Source organism: Candidatus Krumholzibacteriia bacterium, assembly GCA_035649275.1.
Taxonomy (GTDB): Bacteria; Krumholzibacteriota; Krumholzibacteriia.
Genome location: DASRJW010000121.1, coordinates 1 through 17720, shown reverse-complemented (window position 1 = coordinate 17720; position 17720 = coordinate 1). Strand labels below are relative to the sequence as shown.

Sequence of the window (17720 nt, the reverse complement as noted above, 5' to 3'; positions counted from 1 at the left end):
CACGTCGCTGAACCGCGGCACCACGACGACATCGTCGAAGGTGAGGCCCTCGCCAGCCAGCTTGGCGTCGAAATCCACGGAGGGCGTGGCGGGCGAGGTGGCTGGATGCACTTTGGCGCGGACGTCGGACTTGAGCATGCGACGCCTCTTGAGGATGGAGACCGCGGCCCGGCTGCCTGTCTGTACCGGACGATACAGCGCCACCGCGACGCTGGCAAGTCGGCCGCCGGGAGGTCGTGTGGTGCTACGGGCCGCAGCTCTGGCAGGCGAGGACGGTGATCCGGAGCGTCTGGCTGGCGCTCCGGCCGTCCCGCGCGCGGGCGGTGAGCGTGAGGTAGTGCACGCCGATGCTGCTGAAGTGCGCCGGGAGTTCGAGCTCCGCAGTACGCAGGGGGTTCGCCCCTGGTCCCCAGTCCGGGCTCAGCACAGGGATGCCGTCGCCGAGGTCCACCAGGTCGCGCCACTCGAACTCGAGCGGCAAGCCCACCGGGTCGTGGGAACCATGCGCCAGCAGGAGGACTGCGGCGCCGGTCTCGCACGTAGCGTAGGACGCCGGGTCTGGGGTCGGGGAACCGTAGTAGAGGACGGTGAGAGCCGCTTGGACGACCGGCGGCGTCGACGGCACCGCAGGATCATCGGTGCAGCCCACGAGCAACCCGAGGAAGAGGATAGCGACGACCAGACCGCAGCTTCCACGAATGGATCGGAAGGCGAAGCGCAGGAGTGGGATCCGTGCCATGGTGCAATGATCCAAGCTTCGAGTCAGTCAACGGGACGCGAGGACGTCCGCCGGGCCGGCCCCTGGAGTATAAGGCGTCGCCCCTTTCCCCGCAATCGCCGGGCGCGCCTCCGCCTGCGCGGGATCCGCGTGTGATACGGTGGGCTCCGCTACCTCGTGCCCCGACACCCCTGCAGCGCTGCGAAGCACGGCTTCGAACTGCGCTGCCAGGATGGCGCGGTCGAAGCGCCTCTCCGCCAGCTGCCGCGCCCGCTGCCCCATCGTCCGCCGCGCCTTGTCGTGATCCCGGAGCCAGAGGATCTCCGCCGCCAGCGCCGCTCCCGAGCCAGGCTTGGCGTAGCGCCCGACACCGTACTTCTCCACCAGCTCCCGGGTCCAACCGTTGCTGTTGACGATGACCGGGCGCCCGGCGGCGAGGGCATCGAAGAGTTTGTTGGGAGAGTTGGTGGCGAGAACGGGCAGATCGCGGAAGAGCACCAGGCACACGTGGCTGGCGCGCAGGTAGTCGGGGACCTCGGCCCGCGGCACGCTCTTGTACGCCCGCACGTTGTCGAGTTCCTGGGCACGCACGCGTGCGAGCAGCCGCTCCATTTCCGCTCCCTGGCCCAGGAGGAGGAAGAGCACCTCCGACTCCCCCGCCGCCTGGAGACAGGTAGCGGCATCCACCAGCACGTCGAGGCCATTCGCTGCCCCCATGGAGCCGGCGTGCACGACGACGAAGCGCCCTTCCAGTCCGAGGGCGGCCACGAGCCCGGCGGGCGCGTTCCCCGGCCGGAAGAGATCGACATCGGAACAGTTGGGGATCACCGTCACCTTCGCCTCCGGAACGCCGGTGGCGACGACGCCGTCCCGCATGCCCGGCGACAGGGCGATGATATGAGCGCTGCGGGCATACACGACGCGCTCGAAATGACGCAGCAGGCGGATGAGCAGCCGGTTACGGAGCACGCCGATCTGGATGGGCGCCTCCGGCCAGAGATCACGCACCTCGAACACGAGCGGCACCCGCAGGCAGAGGCTGGCGCACACGCCCGGGACGCCGACGGTGAGCGGCGTCGAAGTGGCGAAGACGAGATCGTGGCCCCGAGTGCGGCAGGCGATCCAGGTGGAGAGCGCCATGAAGTGCAGGAAGCTGCCGATGCGTCGCAGCGTCCCCATGTGCTGCGCGTAGCTCACGCGCACGGCGACGACGTCGATGCCTTCGACGGCGAAGCGGTGCACCCGTTTCTCCGGCGGGATCTGTACATCCGAGAGCTCGGAGGTGCTGGTGAGCATGGTGACGCGGTGTCCGTGCCGCACCAGGTGCTTGGCGAACTCGTAGGAGCGGGTGCCGCTGCGCCCCTGCCGCGTGCAGAAATACTGATGGATGTAGAGGATCCGCATCGCCTCGTCCTCACTCGGCGGCCAGCGACGGCGCCATGGCCCCCAGGCTCGCTTCCCGCGGCGCTTGCAAGGCCCGCGCCGACTTCAGGACCACAGCCATCCACAGGGCCTGCGCCGTGGAAGCCACGGAGAAGGCCGTGGCGGCACCGAGAGCGGTGTCCCAGCGGCAGAGAGGCCAGAAGAGCACGACGGCGCAGAACACCGCGAGTGCGTAAGCCCTTACCACCACGTCGGCCCGCCCACGACCGAGCAGTTCACCCGCGATGAGGAGCGCGATGGCGGCAGCGAGCACGCCCGGCATGCGCACCAGGAGCGACGGCACGCAGCCGCGTGAAGTTTCGCCGAAGAGCGCCACCAGGACGCCTTCGCGGAGGAACACGACTCCCAGCGCGAGACACACCGCTGCCATCACCAGTGCCCCCACGAGCAGACCCAGGCGGAGCGCCGCCGGTCGGCTCCCCCGCGCCGTTCCGGAGAAAACGACCATAGCGAAGGAGCGGGCTACGTACATTAGGATCTCTCCCAAGTGGGTGGCGAGCGCATACGTCCCCACGAGCCCCATCGCTCCGAAGAAGCGCACCGCATAGACGTCGAGGCGCAGCGCCAGCACGCTCGTCAGCTGCACCAGCAACATCCGCCGGCCCATCGCCAGCATCCGTCGCAGCAGCCGGAGGCATGGCGTCGGCCGAGCGTGCAAGCGGAAGGTGAAAAACGCCAGATGCACCAGGGAGGCGCCGAGAAGAACGGCGAAGAAGCTTCCCAGCGACGTGAAGACACTGAGACCGCTCCGTACGTAGAACAGACCCACGAGCGCCAGGTAGGCCAGCCACTTGCAGAGTTCGACGAAACCGTAGTAGCGGAAGCGGCCGAGTCCCACCGCCAGCCCGACGAGCGCATTGTGGGCGATCCCAATGGGTAAGCCGAGCGCTGTCAGTGCGGCAACCTCCCACGTCGCGCCGGTGAAGAACCGGTCGCGCAACACCGTGACCGTACCGAAGCAAAGGAGGGCCGCCGGCAGGCCGCAGAAAAGGGCGAGCAGCAGACTGTTGCCGACGAGTATGGGGAGTCGTTTCTGCCTCCGGCCCACGAGATAGAGGCTCGTTTGCTCGATCCCGAACGCACCCACGCTGGCGCAAAGACTGTACGTGGCCAGCAGCAGCGCATAGACGCCGAAGTGCTCGCCCCCGAGACGGCGAGAGATGAGGATCAGCCCGAGGCCTCGTGCCAGCAGCATGCTGCCTCGCGCCATCAGAGAGTAGACGCTGTGCGTCAGCACCGGCGGCCTCGGCTCCTCAGCTCGCACCCGAAACCTCCCCGTCCCGCCCGGTGCCTGCCGCCATGCCCACAGCTGCTGCACCGGCCAGCGCGGGTGTCCTCGTGCCCGTGTCGGCGGGAACCGTGGCGTTCACCTCGGCATACACCGCCAACAAATGCTTCTTCTCCGCCTCCCAGCTGTAGCGCTGCTGCACCGCACGCTGGCCGCTCGCCCCACACCGGCCCATGAGCATCGCGTCCTCATTCAGTCGCGCGATGATTCTCGCCGCCTCCTGCGGCACCATCGGATTCACCGCCGCTCCGGCTCCGGCATCGTCCACGATCCGCTTCCACAGCGGGAAGTCGGAGACCACGACGGGCAAGCGTAGCGACATGTACTCGAACATCTTCGTCGGCAAAGAGTCCACGTAGTTCGGATCGGGGTGGAGCAAAGCCAGGCCGATGTCGCAGCGGCTTACCTGCTCCAGGGCGACGTCGAGGGGCAAGCGGCCATGCAAGGTGACGTGCCCGGTCAGGCCCAGAACCTCCATGCGCTCGCGCACTTCCGTCTCGAAACTGGAGGGGAAGAACGGCCCGATCACGTGCAGCTCGATGTCCGGATACTGGGCGCGCAGCTGCGCCGTGACTTCCAGCATCTCCAAACCGCCCCGGATCCGGGCCACCACACCGCAGTACACGAGCCGGGGCTTGCCGCTGTAGCGCCGCTCCCCGACCGGCGGCACCACGCCGTCGAGGATCGGATAGTTGTGCACCACGGTCACCGCTTGGCGGCGATAGAACGGCGCATACGAATCCTCGGCGAGGATGACGTGCGTCACCCAGCGCAGGCACAGGCGTTCGATGGCTCCGTAGATTCGCGCGACGGCGCCGCGCAACGGGCGCGGGATCCAGTACTTGTTGCGAATCTGGTTGCGGACGTTTTCGTGCACGTCGTAGACCAAGCGTGCCCGCGTGCACACACGGAGCAGCACACCCAGCGGCAGGAGCTCTGGATCGTGGATGTGGTAAGCGTCGCAGCGCAGACGCAACGCCGCGCGGAAGACCCGCAAGGCGGCGCGCAAGCGGCCGCGCCGGGATTCGGGAACCGGGATCGGCACGTAGCGCAGGTCGCGAATGTCTCCCCCGGCGCGGGCGACGAGGATGACCTCGTGTCCCGCTGCCGCCAGCGACCGTGCCTGCTTGAAGTAGATGCGCGTGTCCATCGGCGCATGGACGGAGGTCAGGATGCCGATTCTCACCGGAGCCCCTCAGGGAAGATGGTTGCGCGGAAGGTGGTAGCTGCAACTCTCACACCGAGCGCATTCGCCTCCAGGCGCTCGGATCCCCGGCGCCTGCTTCCTAGGCGAGCGCAGCCTGCCTCCCCACCCCGGTTTCGGCTGGCTCTTCACCCTCGCGACCCAGCGCCCCCCGCAGTTTCATCGCCATATACACCAAGGTCGGGTGTTGCACTCGCTGCAGGAACCGCACGGCGGCCCACACGCACACGATCTGACTGGCAGCACACAAGGCGATGCGCGTCCCGATCGATCCCGATGCCAGAGTGGCCACCGCCAAGGAGAAGACACCGCCCAGGACGACGACAGCGAAGGTCTGCCACAGATGTGCAGGCAGCGCCCGCACGGAGAAGCGGCGTCTTACGTAGAGAACCGTCAGCAGCCCGAGCACGGCCACGCCCAGTGTGTAGGCGATGGCGATCCCGGCTCCGCCACCCAACCTCCCGAGGGTGAGGGTGGCCGCGAGGACGACAGCGCTCGCCACCAGCAGGTGCAGGAAATTCACCGGGCGAACGCTGCTGCCGTCGATGAAGCTGCGGAACCCCGCATAGAGCAGATAGGGGAGGATCGAGGGCAGCGTCCAGCGCAGGAAGATCTCGGCTCCTGCATAGCGCGTCCCGAACGCCACCTCGAGCAGGGACGGTGCCCAAGCCAACAGCTGCATCCCGACGAAGCTGCCGAGCAGAATGACGCCGTCGTAGATCTGCTGCGCCTGTCGCTCCAAGAGCGCGGTCTGACCCTGGCGCACGTGGTGCGCCGTGAGCGGCAGGAAAACCACGCTCAGCGGCACGACGAGAACCTCCGTCATGCGCACCAGGGTCTGCCCAATGTGCACGTAGCCGGTCAACGTCAAGCCACCGATCGCCGGCGCCAGCAGCAGTCCGATCAAAGGCAGCGACGCCTGGCATGGCCCGTCGGCAAGCCGCGGCAGGCTGTAGCCCAGCGTGTCGCGCACTGCCCGGCGCAGCGCCGGACGTGATGGACGCACCCATTCGCGCCGGTGGCGCACCAACACCCAGGCGTAGTACGCGAGGTTGATCGCCATGCTGCCGGCCGCGCCCCAGGCCACGAGCGTCGCCACCTCCCGCCCGCGCGCCCCGAAGGCGAGCAGCAAGAGAAGAGCGGCAAAGCTCAGCTGCTGCAGATTGGCGGCTTGTGGATGCCCCAGCCCTCGCAGAATCGAGAACACGACCAAACCGGAGGAGAGCGCCGCCGCGAACCAACTGGTCGCCTGCCACATCGAGCCATCCAACATCTGCGCCCAGGATACGCCAGCAGCGACGAGTCGTAGGAGCTGGAAGAACAGGTCGGACAGCAACGGCACCAGCAAGAGCAGACCCGTGCCGACGGCCAGAGTCGCAGAGCGCATCTCGGGCTCGGAGCGATGGAAGCCGAGGTAACGGGACACTGCAAGGTGACCATTCAGATTCGAGATGGAGGCCGTGAAGGCGCCGACGCGCCGGCTGAGGGCCAGCAGTCCGAAGGCGGCGGGCTCGAGAGCGTGAGCAAAGGCCACAACGCCGAGGACGTTGACCAGCGCGGCCAGGCCAGCGAGGATCCCCGAGCACAACAGCTCCCCGAGCACTCCGAGTCGATCGACGAATTGCCGCACTTCTCCCCTTCCACCGCTCACGCGCTCTGCCATTGGGCACTTGGTGGCACTGCGATCGCAGCGAGGTGTTGCCGTGGTGTGACGACGACCTCGAGGAGCAGCACGGTCAGCCAGATCCAGCGGTTGTCGAGCAAATCGCCGTTCAGCTGCGCATTGAAGAGCCAGAACACCAGCACCGCGATCAGAGCGCCGGCGAGACGTGGCTCGTCGGGGTCGGCCAGCGGGCGGCGGATCCAGCGCCCCGCCACAGCGAGCATCCCCAGGAACAGGGCGAGCCCGACCATTCCCAATTCGCAGGCGACCTCGAGCTCGATGTTGTGGGGGTGCCGCCGCCCCGAAGGGAGTCCGACCACCGCATGCCAATCACCGGTTCCAACACCGAACCAACTGGGGTGCTTCAGGTACTCGAGGGAGCGCCGGTAGAATAAGAGTCGCGTACCATAGCTGCCTTGCGGGTCGGCGATGTCAGGGGCGATGAACATGCGCACCTCGCCCCGGTTCTTGTCCGCGTACCGTGCGATCCCGTGGGACCACAGGGGCGCCGTCGCGAAAAGCAGCGTCCCCGCCGCGGCGCCGAAAAGGAGCCGCCGATCGCCCCGGTGAAGCGCGAGTGCCACGATGGAGACGCCGAGGCCGAGGACCGCGGTCTTCGACCCCGCGAACAGCAGCGTCACGACGAACGCCGGCAGCGCCAGCAGCCAGACCGGGACGCGTCTCTTGCCCCAGCGGGTGTCGAGACCGACCCACAACAGGAGCGTCGTACCCAACATGCGCGCATAACCGTTCGAGCCTCCACCGAACACGGCAAGGCGTGGCGGCGATGCCCCGCTGAGCAGGAGCAGAACGCCCAGCAGCATCATCCCCGTACCGACGAGCGCCCACAGGATCAAGAAGCGCCGCACGTCGCCTTGGCCATGCAAGCTGGCAGCGAAGACCGCTAGCGCGGGGACGACCAGACCGAAGTACCCGAGTGGCTTCGCCGGCGCGTAGGCCGAGTTGTCAGCACCCACGGCCCGCACGGCCAGCAAAAGCGCGAGCGCCCCCACGAGCCAGAGCGTCCGCGAGCGAACCATCCGGCCGATGTCACCGCACCAGGGCATGACCATGAGGCCGCCGAGCACACCGAGCTGGAGCATCTCATTGACGCTGATGGCACCGATGGCGAGTCGTGGCTCGAAGGCAATCTTGCCGATGACGAAGTAGACGAGCGTGCCGCCTGCGATCGTGGCCCGCACCGTCTCCTTTCCCCACGACAACCGCATGGTGATTTCCAGTCATGCCAGAGGAGGTCGAGCTGTCGCCGACTCGGCATCATGCTTCCGAGCAAGACCTGTTCCAGTCTGGAACGATCCGTCTCTCTCCTGATCGCCCTCGAGCTGCCCTTGAGCGGTACGGGCGCTGACTCCAAGCACGCCTCCCAGGCAAGCCGCCAGGACTCCGGCAGGCGCCGGCGCACCCGAGTGCATCGCCATTGCCATCAGCGCCTGCATGATCAATGCGACCGCGGCGCCAGCGAGCGGCGCAGAGAATCGCGTGATGGCTCCGGACCGCGAGCCGAAGAGACGCAGGGCCGCTGTCGACAGGTAGCCCAAGGGAGCGAAGAGAAGCAGACCGTGAACGAACTCGGTGACACCGTACAGCGTGGCGTCGAAGTGCGGACCATACCCGGGGATGAAGGTGCTGATGCGCCGCCGCAGCACCTCAGCGCCGAAGCCCGTACCCAGGGGGCGCAGAGCCAGGAGCAGCAAACCGGCGACATACGCGAACGTCGCCCCATGTCTCCGGGCATCTTCGTCTCGCACAGGTTCGATCGCCAGGATGACGAGGATGCCAGTGAGGGCCCCTGCCGCGCCGGTCACCGCATCCAGCAAGGTCGGCGTTCTCGAGGTCAGCGCCAGCTGCAGGACCTCGAGAACCAAGGCCCAAGCGCCGAGAAAGCCGAGAACCATGCCAGCGTTCCGCAGCCATAACCTGGGCCGGTGTTGGTGCAACCATCGCATGCCGGCTCCAGCGGACAGGGCCATGAGAAGACAATGCGTGAGGTCCAGCAGTGGAACCGAGCCTCTGAAGGGGTCCCCGCGGAAGCTGCGCAGTGCACGCGCCAAGATGTGTGGATGCAGGGAGGCGTCGAAGGGAACCATCGCCCAAACACTCGTCAACAGGAGTGCACCCAAGAAGGCGAGCACCGACGAGTCTCCTCGCATCGATGCGAGGCTCCTTTGGCGCCAGCGCGAACGGGCGAGGGGAACGGCGAAGAGTTCCATCACTCCCGCTCCCCACAGCGCCCCCAACGTGTTGCAGGCGATGTCGCTCAGTGCCGGTGCTCGGCTCGGCGTGAACCATTGCACCAGCTCGATTCCGCAACTGAGGAGGAAGCCGTAGCACCCGGCGATGACCAGGCGCGCCCGGGACGATCGCCGCTTCCGCGGCTGCATCAAGGCCCCGAAGAAGCCGACCGGCAGAAACAGAACCACGTTGCCGATCAGGTCCGATGGCATCACCGGCCTTTCGCGCTGCAAGAAGGAAGGGCTTCTCTCCAGCTGCTCCCCGATGCGATCCAAGGTGAACTGAAAAGGCAAGAGCGTCGCAACGCCAACGAAGAGACAGGTAACCAGGAAGAGCGCCAGAGCGAAATGACGTGCGCCCGGAGTGGGCTTCGAAGAGCCGGTCCCACGATCGAGCCGCAGTGCATCCTCATGCGCCATGCTCTTCTCACGACCCGAGCGCATAGGTTCCGGCGCGGGCCGTTCCCTGCTCATCGCTCGACCTCCGGATCCCACGCTCGAAGCACGACAGGACCACGACGAGGTGGTGCGTGATCTTCACGGTCGCATAGAGGAGCGGCAGCGCCACGAGGCCGTATTGGATTGGCCCCAGAAGTCCACCCATGGCCCAACGGGCGAAGGTCATCGACAGCATGGCGTACAGCACCAAATGCTCCACCTGAAACACCTGGCGCCGGCACCAGGCCACGTGCATGCCCTGCAGAATCAGGCCCAGTACGCAGGCGCCGAGGAAGACCCCGACCAGGCCGAAATTCGCATACATCTCCCCGAAGCACATGGGCGCCGCGGTCCCGACTTGCCCATAAAGTCGGCGATAGAGCCAGGCACTGAAGCCCACGTGCGGACCGGGAAGGAATCCTTGGAGGTCGCTGAGCCAGGTCCATCCCCAGCGGAAGGGCTCTGGGTTGGGGAAGATGTGAAACAGTGAAATGGTTCCCAGTGAGTTCGAGAAAAAAATGCGGTTCGCGATGCCGAGAAACACCATCGGCAAGTCGGACTGCAGGTTTCCCGTGTGCGTGTAGCGTCCGAGGAGGAGAGACATGACGGCAAAAACCGTCAACCCCAGGAGGCCGAAGCACCACAGCATCTTTTTTTGCTGCTTCCGTGAGGTCACGAGATAGCCAATGATGGCCATGGAAAGCATGAAGGCCGCGGTGGGATGCCGCTGGCCCGTTCCCAGGAGGAAAAGGAGCGCCGGGATGGCGGCAGCATACGCGGCGAGCCGCCACTTGCGCCGGCGTGTCACGGTACCCCAAACGAGAAAGCTGGCCACGAAGTACGGCAAGATCGACATCCGGAGCTGGTCGAAGTAGCCCACACCGCGGTAGGTAGACGCCTCGAAATACGTCTGCTCCATGCGACGCTCCGACAGCAGGAGCTGAGCGGTCAGGATCTTGTCTCCCTGCGCCAGAGTCCGGATTCCGTCGAGGAGCGGGATACCGCCACTGACGCGGTAGAAGTACACCAACAGCGCGCTTGCCATGAGGTAGCCGATGAGCATCGTCGCCACTTTGTGCGGCAAGTAGGGCTCGTCGAATTGGAAGCGCGAGCGCACACCCTCCAGTTCAGCGGCGGGATGGAAGCGCGACCAGACGGAGACGGCCCCCACCCCCGCCACGAATCCGAGAACTCCCAGCATTATCCCCGTCCGCGCCAGACAGTCCTGGGGGTCGTCTTCGCGGACGAGGGCGAGAAAGCCCACGACCTGCATGGCGAAAAAAATCGTGTAGAAGAGCAGAGCCGGGGAAAAGCGGAACCCCGGCGCCGTGCTGAGTTTCCACAGGGCCCAAAGGCCGGCGACGGAAGTCCAGAGTAGGAGATGATCGTCAGGGCTCATGGATGGTCCACCGCCCGGTGGATGATGGCGACGCGATGGAGCCCACACACTGCCGAGGGCTTGGTCCGATGGAGCCCCACATTCTCACACTGCGGAGCCTTGAGCCGAGGTGGACCGGTACAGGAGTATCTCCCGGCGTACGTAATGGAAGACCTCGACCGCCGCAACAGACAGGACGGCAGCCAGAGCGCCCACGAACACCCCCAGGACCAGGGTGGTGAGCTTCGGGACCGGCACGGGGAGATTGGGCGTGTCGGCGCGGTCGAGAACCCGCACCACCGGTAGCTCCTTCGCAACTTCGATCCGCGCCAGCTCCACTTGGCTCGACAGATTCATGTAGATCTGCTGCTTGAAGCTCACCTCGCGCTGGAGACGCATGTACTCGAGATCGAGTTCCGGGTCGTTCATGCGGATATTCCGCTCGCGGAAATTCGTCAGCCTCTGCTCGGCTAGCGTGAGCTCCGCCAAACTCTTGTCCAAGCGCTCTTGAACGAACGCATTGTTCCCGAGAGCCGTGGTCTTTCTCATCTCGAGACACAGACGTTCGAGGGACTCCACGAATCGGTTGGCGATCTGTGCCGAGAGCTCCGGGTACAACGTGGTGACGGCCACGGTGATCGTTCCGGTCTCCTTGTTCACCTCGAACGACGCGATGCGGTACAGGAGCTTCAATGCCTTGTCCAGGCTTTCCGGGGCGAGTTCCTCCCGCAGGGTCTTCTCGACGGCCTGGCCGTCCTTCTGGAAACGATAGGTGGACTCGAGAACCTCGCGCCCCACGGTGCGACTCTCGAAGATGTTGGGGAACAGGATCGAGCTCACGTCCTCGCTGAGGACTGCAGTAGGCGGGGCTCCCGTGAAGCTGGCGATGAGACCCATGACACCGCTCTGATTCTGACCCGCCGAGGGCAGGATCGTCGCCTTCGCCATGTAGACACGCGGGCGCAGCCAGAGCTGGGCGACCGTCAGAGCCATGGTCGAACAGAAGGTGATGAGAATCAGCCTCTTGTAGCGCAGCCCAAGGCGCAGATAGTGGCGGAATCCCTGCTCCATCCACGGAGCCCGGGCGGTCCCCGCCTGCACCTGGTCCAGCCACAGCGGCTGCTCACTGGGGGCGGCCGGCAAGCTCCCGGCTCGGGACTCCAACGCACGTTCCTGGCCAGAGCGCGGCGGCCCCTCGGGGACCGTGGCCACCACCTCGGAACCCGAGTAGAACTTCTCCTGACCGTGTTCCCGCGCCTCGCTGGGCGCGTCACGCTTCGACGCCATCAGTCGTCACCTCGCCGTCTGGCTGATGAGGTAGGCCGTCGTTGCGAAACCGGAGAGGATGGTGATGATCTCAGCGAATGTCTTCAGCGAGTTTGAATCCTTCTTTTCTGGCTTGGTCGGTACGATGACGCGCGCACCCTGGTCTGGCTCGGGTGAACTGAAGAAACCCGAAGTGTGCACCCTGCCATTCGCCATGACGACCCGGATCTTGCCCTTGTCGGCGGTGTCGAGCAGGCCGCCTGCCTGCTCCAGGTAGTAGTCGAGATCGCGACCTTGCTCCCAGAGCACGCTCGACGGATAGCCCACAGCCCCTTCCACCTTGACCGTCTTCGGCTCGCGCGGGATGTGGATGCTGTCACCGGCTACCATAACGATGTCGAACTTGCCGTAGCCTTTCTTGCGAGCCTTCAGGGCCTCTTCGAAATCGAGTGCCATCCGTCCCGTGTTGTCTTTCTTGCGGATGAAGTTCGCCCCTCGCAGATACGCTGTCCCCTGCTCGAGATCCCCGGCGCGCTTGATGACGCTGGACAGATGCTCGGTCTTGCTGGTCAGCGTGTACATGCCGGGAAAGCGCACCTCGCCGGTCACCCAGACGTTCTCCTGCAGTCCCCAGTTGGGGACCTCGCGGATGAAGACGATGTCGTTCTTCTCCAGTTTGAAGGTCGTGGCTTCGCTCGGATTCGCCAAGGTATCCGCCATGGCCACCGCGAAGAGCGACGCCGTCTTGCCCTCGGAGATCGCCTCGGGATCGATGCGCGACACCTCCACCTGCATGCGGTACGCCGACTCGCGCAGCCCCCCGGCGCGGAAGATGAGGTCGGTCACCGTCATCCCCTCGTAGTAGTCGTACTTGCCGGGCTTGCGCACGAGCCCTTCGATACGCACGTAATGGCGGTCGCTGATGTCCGAGATCGAGAACACCTGCACCTCATCCAGCCCTTGCAGCTCCAGGTTGGCCGCGGGGACACGCTTGAGGGCATCGCCCACATTGAAGGAAACGATCGACTTCGTCTTGTCCGGCCGCGTGCGCACCAGATGTCCCCAGCCGAGGTAAGCGTCGCCGAGCAGGCCGCCGGCCAGTTCGATCAGGTCGGCGACGCGCATGCCGAGCCTGCATTCGTAAGTACCGGGCTTGTACACCGCGGTACCCACGAGCTCGACCATGTTCTTCAGGATCTCTCCGATGGGGAAGATCCGCACGATGTCGCCGTTCACGAGCACACTGCCTTCGCCCGGCCGTCCAGCGCCTGCCAGGGACAGGTCCAGGATCTTGCGGTCTTCCTGCGCCCGCGGCGAGCGCTGGTCGAAGGGGATGATGCGTTCGATCTGCGCGCGCTCCAGGAGTGCGGTGGATTTGAGACCACCGGCGAGCACCAGCAGATCTGCCAATGTCTCACCGGAGCGCAGTTCGTACGTGGCGGGATGCTGGACCTCGCCTTCGAGCTGCACGCGCACCTGCACGGGCGGGACGAAGACGACATCCCCGTTCTCGAGCCGCGTGTCCTGCAAGCGGTTGCCCTGCGCCAGGTAGTCGTAGAGATCCATCTCTTGCAGCAGCTTGTTGTTGCGCATGAGGCGCACGTTCCGCATCGAGCCTTGGAGGGTCGGGCCCCCGGCGTAGTAGAGCGACGTCATCACCGTCGACGTGGCGCTCATGGTGTAACCACCGGGCTGCACCACGTCGCCGAGCACGAACACCTGGATCGACCGCAGCTTGCCGAGCGAGACATCGACCAACGTGCGTCCCGAACCGTCGGACCGGATGCCGGAGTAGATCCTCGCCAACCGCTGCTGCAGGTGTTCCTTCAAGCCCCCGAGCGTGTAGCCATTCACCAGAACCTGCCCCAGATCGGGGACGGTGATGTAGCCTTCCCGATTGACCTCGACCCTGGTGAACATCTCCTGGGCGCCCCAGACGTTGACGATGATCTCGTCACCCGGTCCGACCAGGTAGTCCGGCGACACCGGCCCGAAGGCGAGAGGCTCGAAGGTCTTGGGGGAAAGTCGGAAGATGTCGTAGCCGAAGTACTGCGCTTGCTGCGCCTGGACGGAATCCGGCAGCGCCGTGCTGTCCGCCGGTGCGACAACGGGCCCTGGCGGCGGCGTCACCGGAGGGAACGTCGGAGTCTGTGGGGACGTCGGGGCTCCGGGGGCGGTGCCTTGAATTCCTTGCTCCTTGAAGAGCCTGAGCAATTCGTCCGGGTCCACACCCTTGGCGCGCAGACGCGCTCGCACCATCGGGTCCGAGAGATCGATCGTGGAAGCCCGCGGATCTGGCTGCTTCGGTGCGGTGGTCGGCGCGCTCTGGGGGTCCTCGCCCTCTGCTCGTGGCCTGGGCGTCGTCGTGCTCACCATCACTGCGGCGAGGAGCACACGCAACCAAGCGGATTCGCACCAACGCCGCATCCTCATAGTCCCCTGCCCCCTGCCCGGCGCGCCCCGGTTCCGTCGTCCTGTCTTTCCGGCCGCGTGCGATACTCGGCCCCTCCGGGGATGCAAGACCCGAACCCGGGAGAGGCCGTGCTGGGCGTCTTTGCAAAGGTCGTTCGCGGCGAGTCGGTGAAGACGCGCCTACAAACTGCGCTGACGCGTCAGGAAGCCGAACGTTTTCACGTCGCCAGCCTTGCGGATACCCTGGAAACCGCGCTCCGCCTCGTTCCCAAGCCCTTTCTCTTCCTGCAGTGTGAGGCTGCCGAGGGTGTCGAGGACCTGCGGAGGCGCCTGGCCGCTTGTGGTCTCGACCCTGCGAGCTGGGCGGCGCTCCGCATCCGCCGACAGAGTGACGGCGACCTGGGATTGCGTCTGGAGCAAGCCTTCGACACTCTCAGCAGAGCTCGAGCGGCGCCCGGAGCGGCACTGATCCTCGGTTCGGACAGTCCGAGTCTGCAGGCGGCAACCATTCGCGCCGGAATGGAGCGGCTCGGGCTGACCGCGATCGGAGGGGCTGCGACCAAGAACGACGGTCGCCCGGCAGAAACCGCCCAGACCGTCGATCCTCCACACACACACGGGGCTGACCAGCAGAGAGACAGAGCGGCTGCGAATCGGCCAAGCGACCACCTGGGCGACGCGTCGGCACGGTCCGCGCCTCCCACGCTGCCATCGCCTTGCGGGGACCACGCCGAGGGTGCCGCGGATCTCGTCCTCGGGCCGACGGCGGACGGTGGCTACTGGGCCATCGGTTTGCGGCGTCCCTGCCCAGGGCTGCTACACAACATCGCCTGGAGCAGTACACACACGTTCGACGACACCGTGAGAAGAGCCACGTCATTCGGTCTGCGCACGGCACTGCTGCCGCTGTGGACCGACGTCGATCGACCCGAGGACCTGCGTGAGCTGGCACGCCAGATCCGTATGCTGCGCCAAGGCGGTGAGGCACAAACCGCCCGGTACAGCGAGCGGTTCCTGTCCGAAGTCGGCCTCCACCCCGCCTGAGCGCTCACTCACAACCTCTTGTGCGCCCAGTTGCCGCGGCGGAACCAGAGCATGGCGAGGATGCCTCGCAGGCACGCCGTGAGCGACAACAACCACCCGATGCCGATGATGCCAGCGCCGGCAACGTGCACGAGCCACAACACGATGGGCACGCGCAGCACGTTGATGGGAACGCTGATGAGCATGGGCGGGAGCGTGTCGCCGGCGCCGGCGAAGGAGTTCTCCAGCACGATCTCCACCGCCGTCAGACCGTGACAGAGACCGAGAATCCGGGTGTAGGTCGTGCCCAGCTCGAGGACCACCGGGTCGCTGGTGAACAGAGCGAGCACTTGCCGCGGCCAGACGATGATCGCGGCGCCCACGACGGTACCGTAGATCCCGAGCCACAGCGCCGATCGCCACGCCGCCCGGGCCGCTCGTTCGGGGGCGCCGGCTCCCAGGTTCTGCCCCACCACCGCGGCCGTGGCCGCCGAGAAGCCGGAGCTGACCAGGTACGTGAGCGCCTCGGTGCGGTTGCCGAGACCGAGAATGGTGAGCTCCGCCGTCCCGAGTCGCGCCGCCACACCGGAGAGGAAGAGATAGATGAGCGAAAAGAGCGAGCCGATCGCCATGGTCGGCACACCGACCCGGAGAATCCGCCGCGCCAGCGCCCAGTCGATGCGGAGCAGGGCGGCGCGCACGAAAGGGAAGCTGCGATCGCCCGCGAAGGCCCGGGTGGCGAAAATGGTCGCCGCGAGCACCTGGGCCAAGAGCGTGGCGAGCGCCGCGCCCATGACCTCGAGACGCGGGAACGGCCCGATTCCGAAGATGAGGAGCGGCGCGAGAATACCGTTGAACAGCACCATGGCGCCCATGACCAGGAGCGGTGTTCGGGTGTTGCCCGCGGCACGCATGATGGACTCGCTGTTGACCACAGTGAACGAGAGCGGCGCGGCGAGGAAGAGGATGCGCACGTAGACGATGCCGGGCTCGCGCACCTCCGGCGTCGTGCCGAGAAGGAGGAAGAGCCGCGGTGCCACCCACCAGAACGCGGCGCCGAGCACCGCCCCGAGGAGAACGCCGAGCAGGAGTCCCTGCGCCGCCGCGGTTCCCGCCTGCTCGCGCTCGCCGGCGCCCATGTGCCGCGCCACGTGCGCCAGGATTCCCGCCGCGGTGAGCAACGTCGCTGCTTGCAGGATCCAGGAGGTGAAGAAGCCCGTGTTCACCGCCGCCGTGGCCGCCGCACCCAGGCGGCCCACCCAGAAAACGTCCACCAGGGCGAGGGCGGCAAACAGCGCCTTGGCCAGGATCGCCGGCCCTGCCAAACGCAGGAGGACCCGATCCAGCGGCCCGTGCACGATCTCGTTGCGCGGCTCGATGCTCCACGCCGCGGGCTCGGGATGTTCATCCGAGGGAAAGGTGAGGCGTGTCGAGCGCAGCTTTTCGTCCGGCATCGGGGCGCGCCCGCTCCTCTCCGTGAGAATGAGACGAACAGGCTAGCAGAAGCGCCGCTCACCCGATGCCGATTTGCGCCAGGAGCTCCTTGAACGCCTGCGCATTGGCGGGTGCCTTGCCGGCATGACAGTTGTTGAAGAAGACATAGGTCGTGCGCGTTTCCAGCACCAGCTGGCGGATGCGCGCCACCCATTCGCGCAGCTCGTCTTCGCTGTAGAGATAATCGTAGCGGTCTCCCCTCTCGGGCCCGGAGTCGAACCAGGTTTGTGCGTTGCGCCCGTGCAGCCTCACGTAGCCCACCTCCGTCGTCGCCCGCACCAGTGGCGGCACGAGACCCGGGAGCTGCGGCTCGTCCACGCACACGTACCCCGCCTCCAGCTGGCGCAACCAGGGGAAGACCGGCTCCACCGCCCAGCCTTCGTGACGAAACTCCACGAACAGAGGATGTGGCGCCAGGCGCTCGCGCATCTCCGCCAGGAAACGGCGGTTCTCCTCGGTGTTCTTGAAGCCGTAAGGGAACTGCGCCAGTAGACCGCGGAGACGCCCGGTGTCGGCGAGGGGAACGAGGGCCGCACCGAAATCACGATAGAGGGCTGGATCGCGACTCCGCTGATGCGTCATGTCGCCGTGCAGCTTGACGATGAAATGGAAGTCCGGCGGCGTGCGCTCGGCCATGCCGCCCAGGAGCTTGGCGTCAGGCACCCTGTAATAGGTGACGTTCACCTCGAGGCAATCGAAGCGCTGCACGTAGTAGGACAGCTGTTCGGCCGGTTTCGTCCCCGCCGGATAGAAGGGCCCCACCCAGTCCTTGAAGCTGTAACCGGAGGTGCCGACATGCACCTCTGCTTGCCGCACTCGGCTCTCTGCGGACTCGACTGCCGGCGTTTCGGGCATTGCTTCAGATCCCAGGTGCGTTAGCAAGCGGGCAGGTCGACGTCCAGGCCGGCTGTCCCACACATCCGCGCTAGATCTGCTTGGTCAGCTCGACGAAGCGCGCGTAGGGAATCGCTGTCCAGGATTCGGCCTGCAGCGCGCCGCGGCAAAGAGAGATCATCGATACCTTCGCTGCCGTCTCCGCGTCTGGCGCCTCGAAGATGTCCATGAAGTCGTAGGGGCCGAGGAGGGCGTAGTGGTCGATCCAGCGGATGCCCGGGCACTTCTGGTCGATCTCGTCCTTCCA

At 66.1% G+C, this 17720-nt stretch carries 14 protein-coding genes; 1 reads left to right on the top strand and 13 read right to left on the bottom strand.

Going from position 1 to position 17720, the window contains the following annotated elements:
• Nucleotides 1–244: 244 nt before the first annotated feature.
• From VFE28_13105 to VFE28_13060, 10 genes are all read right to left on the bottom strand, one after another.
• Entirely contained in the window at nucleotides 245–739 is a 495-nt protein-coding gene (locus VFE28_13105; protein ID HZM16933.1) for a hypothetical protein, read from the bottom strand.
• A gap of 27 nt (nucleotides 740–766) precedes the next feature.
• A complete protein-coding gene (locus VFE28_13100; protein HZM16932.1) occupies nucleotides 767–2122 on the bottom strand; it encodes a glycosyltransferase family 4 protein in 1356 nt (451 codons plus the stop codon).
• A gap of 10 nt (nucleotides 2123–2132) precedes the next feature.
• On the bottom strand, nucleotides 2133–3425 hold the full coding sequence (locus tag VFE28_13095; protein ID HZM16931.1) for a lipopolysaccharide biosynthesis protein: 1293 nt from the start codon (nucleotides 3423–3425) through the stop codon (nucleotides 2133–2135).
• Nucleotides 3415–4635 carry a glycosyltransferase gene (locus VFE28_13090; GenBank protein HZM16930.1) on the bottom strand — a complete coding sequence of 407 codons (1221 nt, stop codon included), beginning with the start codon at nucleotides 4633–4635 and terminating at the stop codon, nucleotides 3415–3417. The genes VFE28_13095 and VFE28_13090 overlap by 11 nt, the downstream gene beginning before the upstream one ends.
• Nucleotides 4636–4735: 100 nt before the next feature.
• The gene (locus tag VFE28_13085; protein ID HZM16929.1) at nucleotides 4736–6283 is read right to left on the bottom strand and encodes a lipopolysaccharide biosynthesis protein; all 1548 of its coding nucleotides are present in this window, start codon (nucleotides 6281–6283) and stop codon (nucleotides 4736–4738) included.
• A gap of 17 nt (nucleotides 6284–6300) precedes the next feature.
• Nucleotides 6301–7518 (bottom strand): O-antigen ligase family protein, encoded by a 1218-nt coding sequence (locus tag VFE28_13080; GenBank protein HZM16928.1) that lies wholly within the window; start codon nucleotides 7516–7518, stop codon nucleotides 6301–6303.
• Between the two features lie 39 nt (nucleotides 7519–7557).
• Nucleotides 7558–8988, bottom strand: coding sequence for a VanZ family protein (locus VFE28_13075; protein HZM16927.1), 1431 nt, complete (start codon nucleotides 8986–8988; stop codon nucleotides 7558–7560).
• A gap of 7 nt (nucleotides 8989–8995) precedes the next feature.
• Nucleotides 8996–10405, bottom strand: a complete 1410-nt coding sequence (locus VFE28_13070) for an O-antigen polymerase (GenBank protein ID HZM16926.1) — start codon at nucleotides 10403–10405, stop codon at nucleotides 8996–8998.
• Nucleotides 10406–10489: 84 nt separating this feature from the next.
• On the bottom strand, nucleotides 10490–11671 hold the full coding sequence (locus VFE28_13065) for a GNVR domain-containing protein (GenBank protein HZM16925.1): 1182 nt from the start codon (nucleotides 11669–11671) through the stop codon (nucleotides 10490–10492).
• Between the two features lie 6 nt (nucleotides 11672–11677).
• Nucleotides 11678–13909, bottom strand: a complete 2232-nt coding sequence (locus VFE28_13060; GenBank protein HZM16924.1) for an SLBB domain-containing protein — start codon at nucleotides 13907–13909, stop codon at nucleotides 11678–11680.
• 282 nt (nucleotides 13910–14191) lie between these two features.
• Between VFE28_13060 and VFE28_13055 the strand changes: the two genes are divergently transcribed.
• Nucleotides 14192–15106 (top strand): DUF2064 domain-containing protein, encoded by a 915-nt coding sequence (locus tag VFE28_13055; protein HZM16923.1) that lies wholly within the window; start codon nucleotides 14192–14194, stop codon nucleotides 15104–15106.
• Between the two features lie 8 nt (nucleotides 15107–15114).
• On the opposite strand, the gene VFE28_13050 is transcribed toward VFE28_13055, so the two are convergent.
• The 3 genes from VFE28_13050 to VFE28_13040 all read right to left on the bottom strand — a co-directional run.
• Nucleotides 15115–16539, bottom strand: a complete 1425-nt coding sequence (locus tag VFE28_13050; GenBank protein HZM16922.1) for an MATE family efflux transporter — start codon at nucleotides 16537–16539, stop codon at nucleotides 15115–15117.
• Between the two features lie 58 nt (nucleotides 16540–16597).
• Complete coding sequence (locus VFE28_13045) at nucleotides 16598–17434, bottom strand: DUF72 domain-containing protein (GenBank protein HZM16921.1); 837 nt, start codon at nucleotides 17432–17434, stop codon at nucleotides 16598–16600.
• Between the two features lie 70 nt (nucleotides 17435–17504).
• On the bottom strand, nucleotides 17505–17720 hold a 216-nt coding region (locus tag VFE28_13040; GenBank protein ID HZM16920.1), incomplete at its 5' end, for a GYD domain-containing protein.

Excerpts from the sequence above, each read along its gene's own strand:
- VFE28_13105 (HZM16933.1), bottom strand. The coding sequence starts at position 739 with ATGGCACGGATCCCACTCCTGCGCTTCGCCTTCCGATCCATTCGTGGA.
- VFE28_13050 (HZM16922.1), bottom strand. The coding sequence starts at position 16,539 with ATGCCGGACGAAAAGCTGCGCTCGACACGCCTCACCTTTCCCTCGGAT.
- VFE28_13100 (HZM16932.1), bottom strand. The coding sequence starts at position 2,122 with ATGCGGATCCTCTACATCCATCAGTATTTCTGCACGCGGCAGGGGCGC.
- VFE28_13065 (HZM16925.1), bottom strand. The coding sequence starts at position 11,671 with ATGGCGTCGAAGCGTGACGCGCCCAGCGAGGCGCGGGAACACGGTCAG.
- VFE28_13045 (HZM16921.1), bottom strand. The coding sequence starts at position 17,434 with ATGCCCGAAACGCCGGCAGTCGAGTCCGCAGAGAGCCGAGTGCGGCAA.
- VFE28_13075 (HZM16927.1), bottom strand. The coding sequence starts at position 8,988 with ATGGCGCATGAGGATGCACTGCGGCTCGATCGTGGGACCGGCTCTTCG.
- VFE28_13070 (HZM16926.1), bottom strand. The coding sequence starts at position 10,405 with ATGAGCCCTGACGATCATCTCCTACTCTGGACTTCCGTCGCCGGCCTT.
- VFE28_13060 (HZM16924.1), bottom strand. The coding sequence starts at position 13,909 with ATGGTGCGAGCGCGTCTGCGCGCCAAGGGTGTGGACCCGGACGAATTG.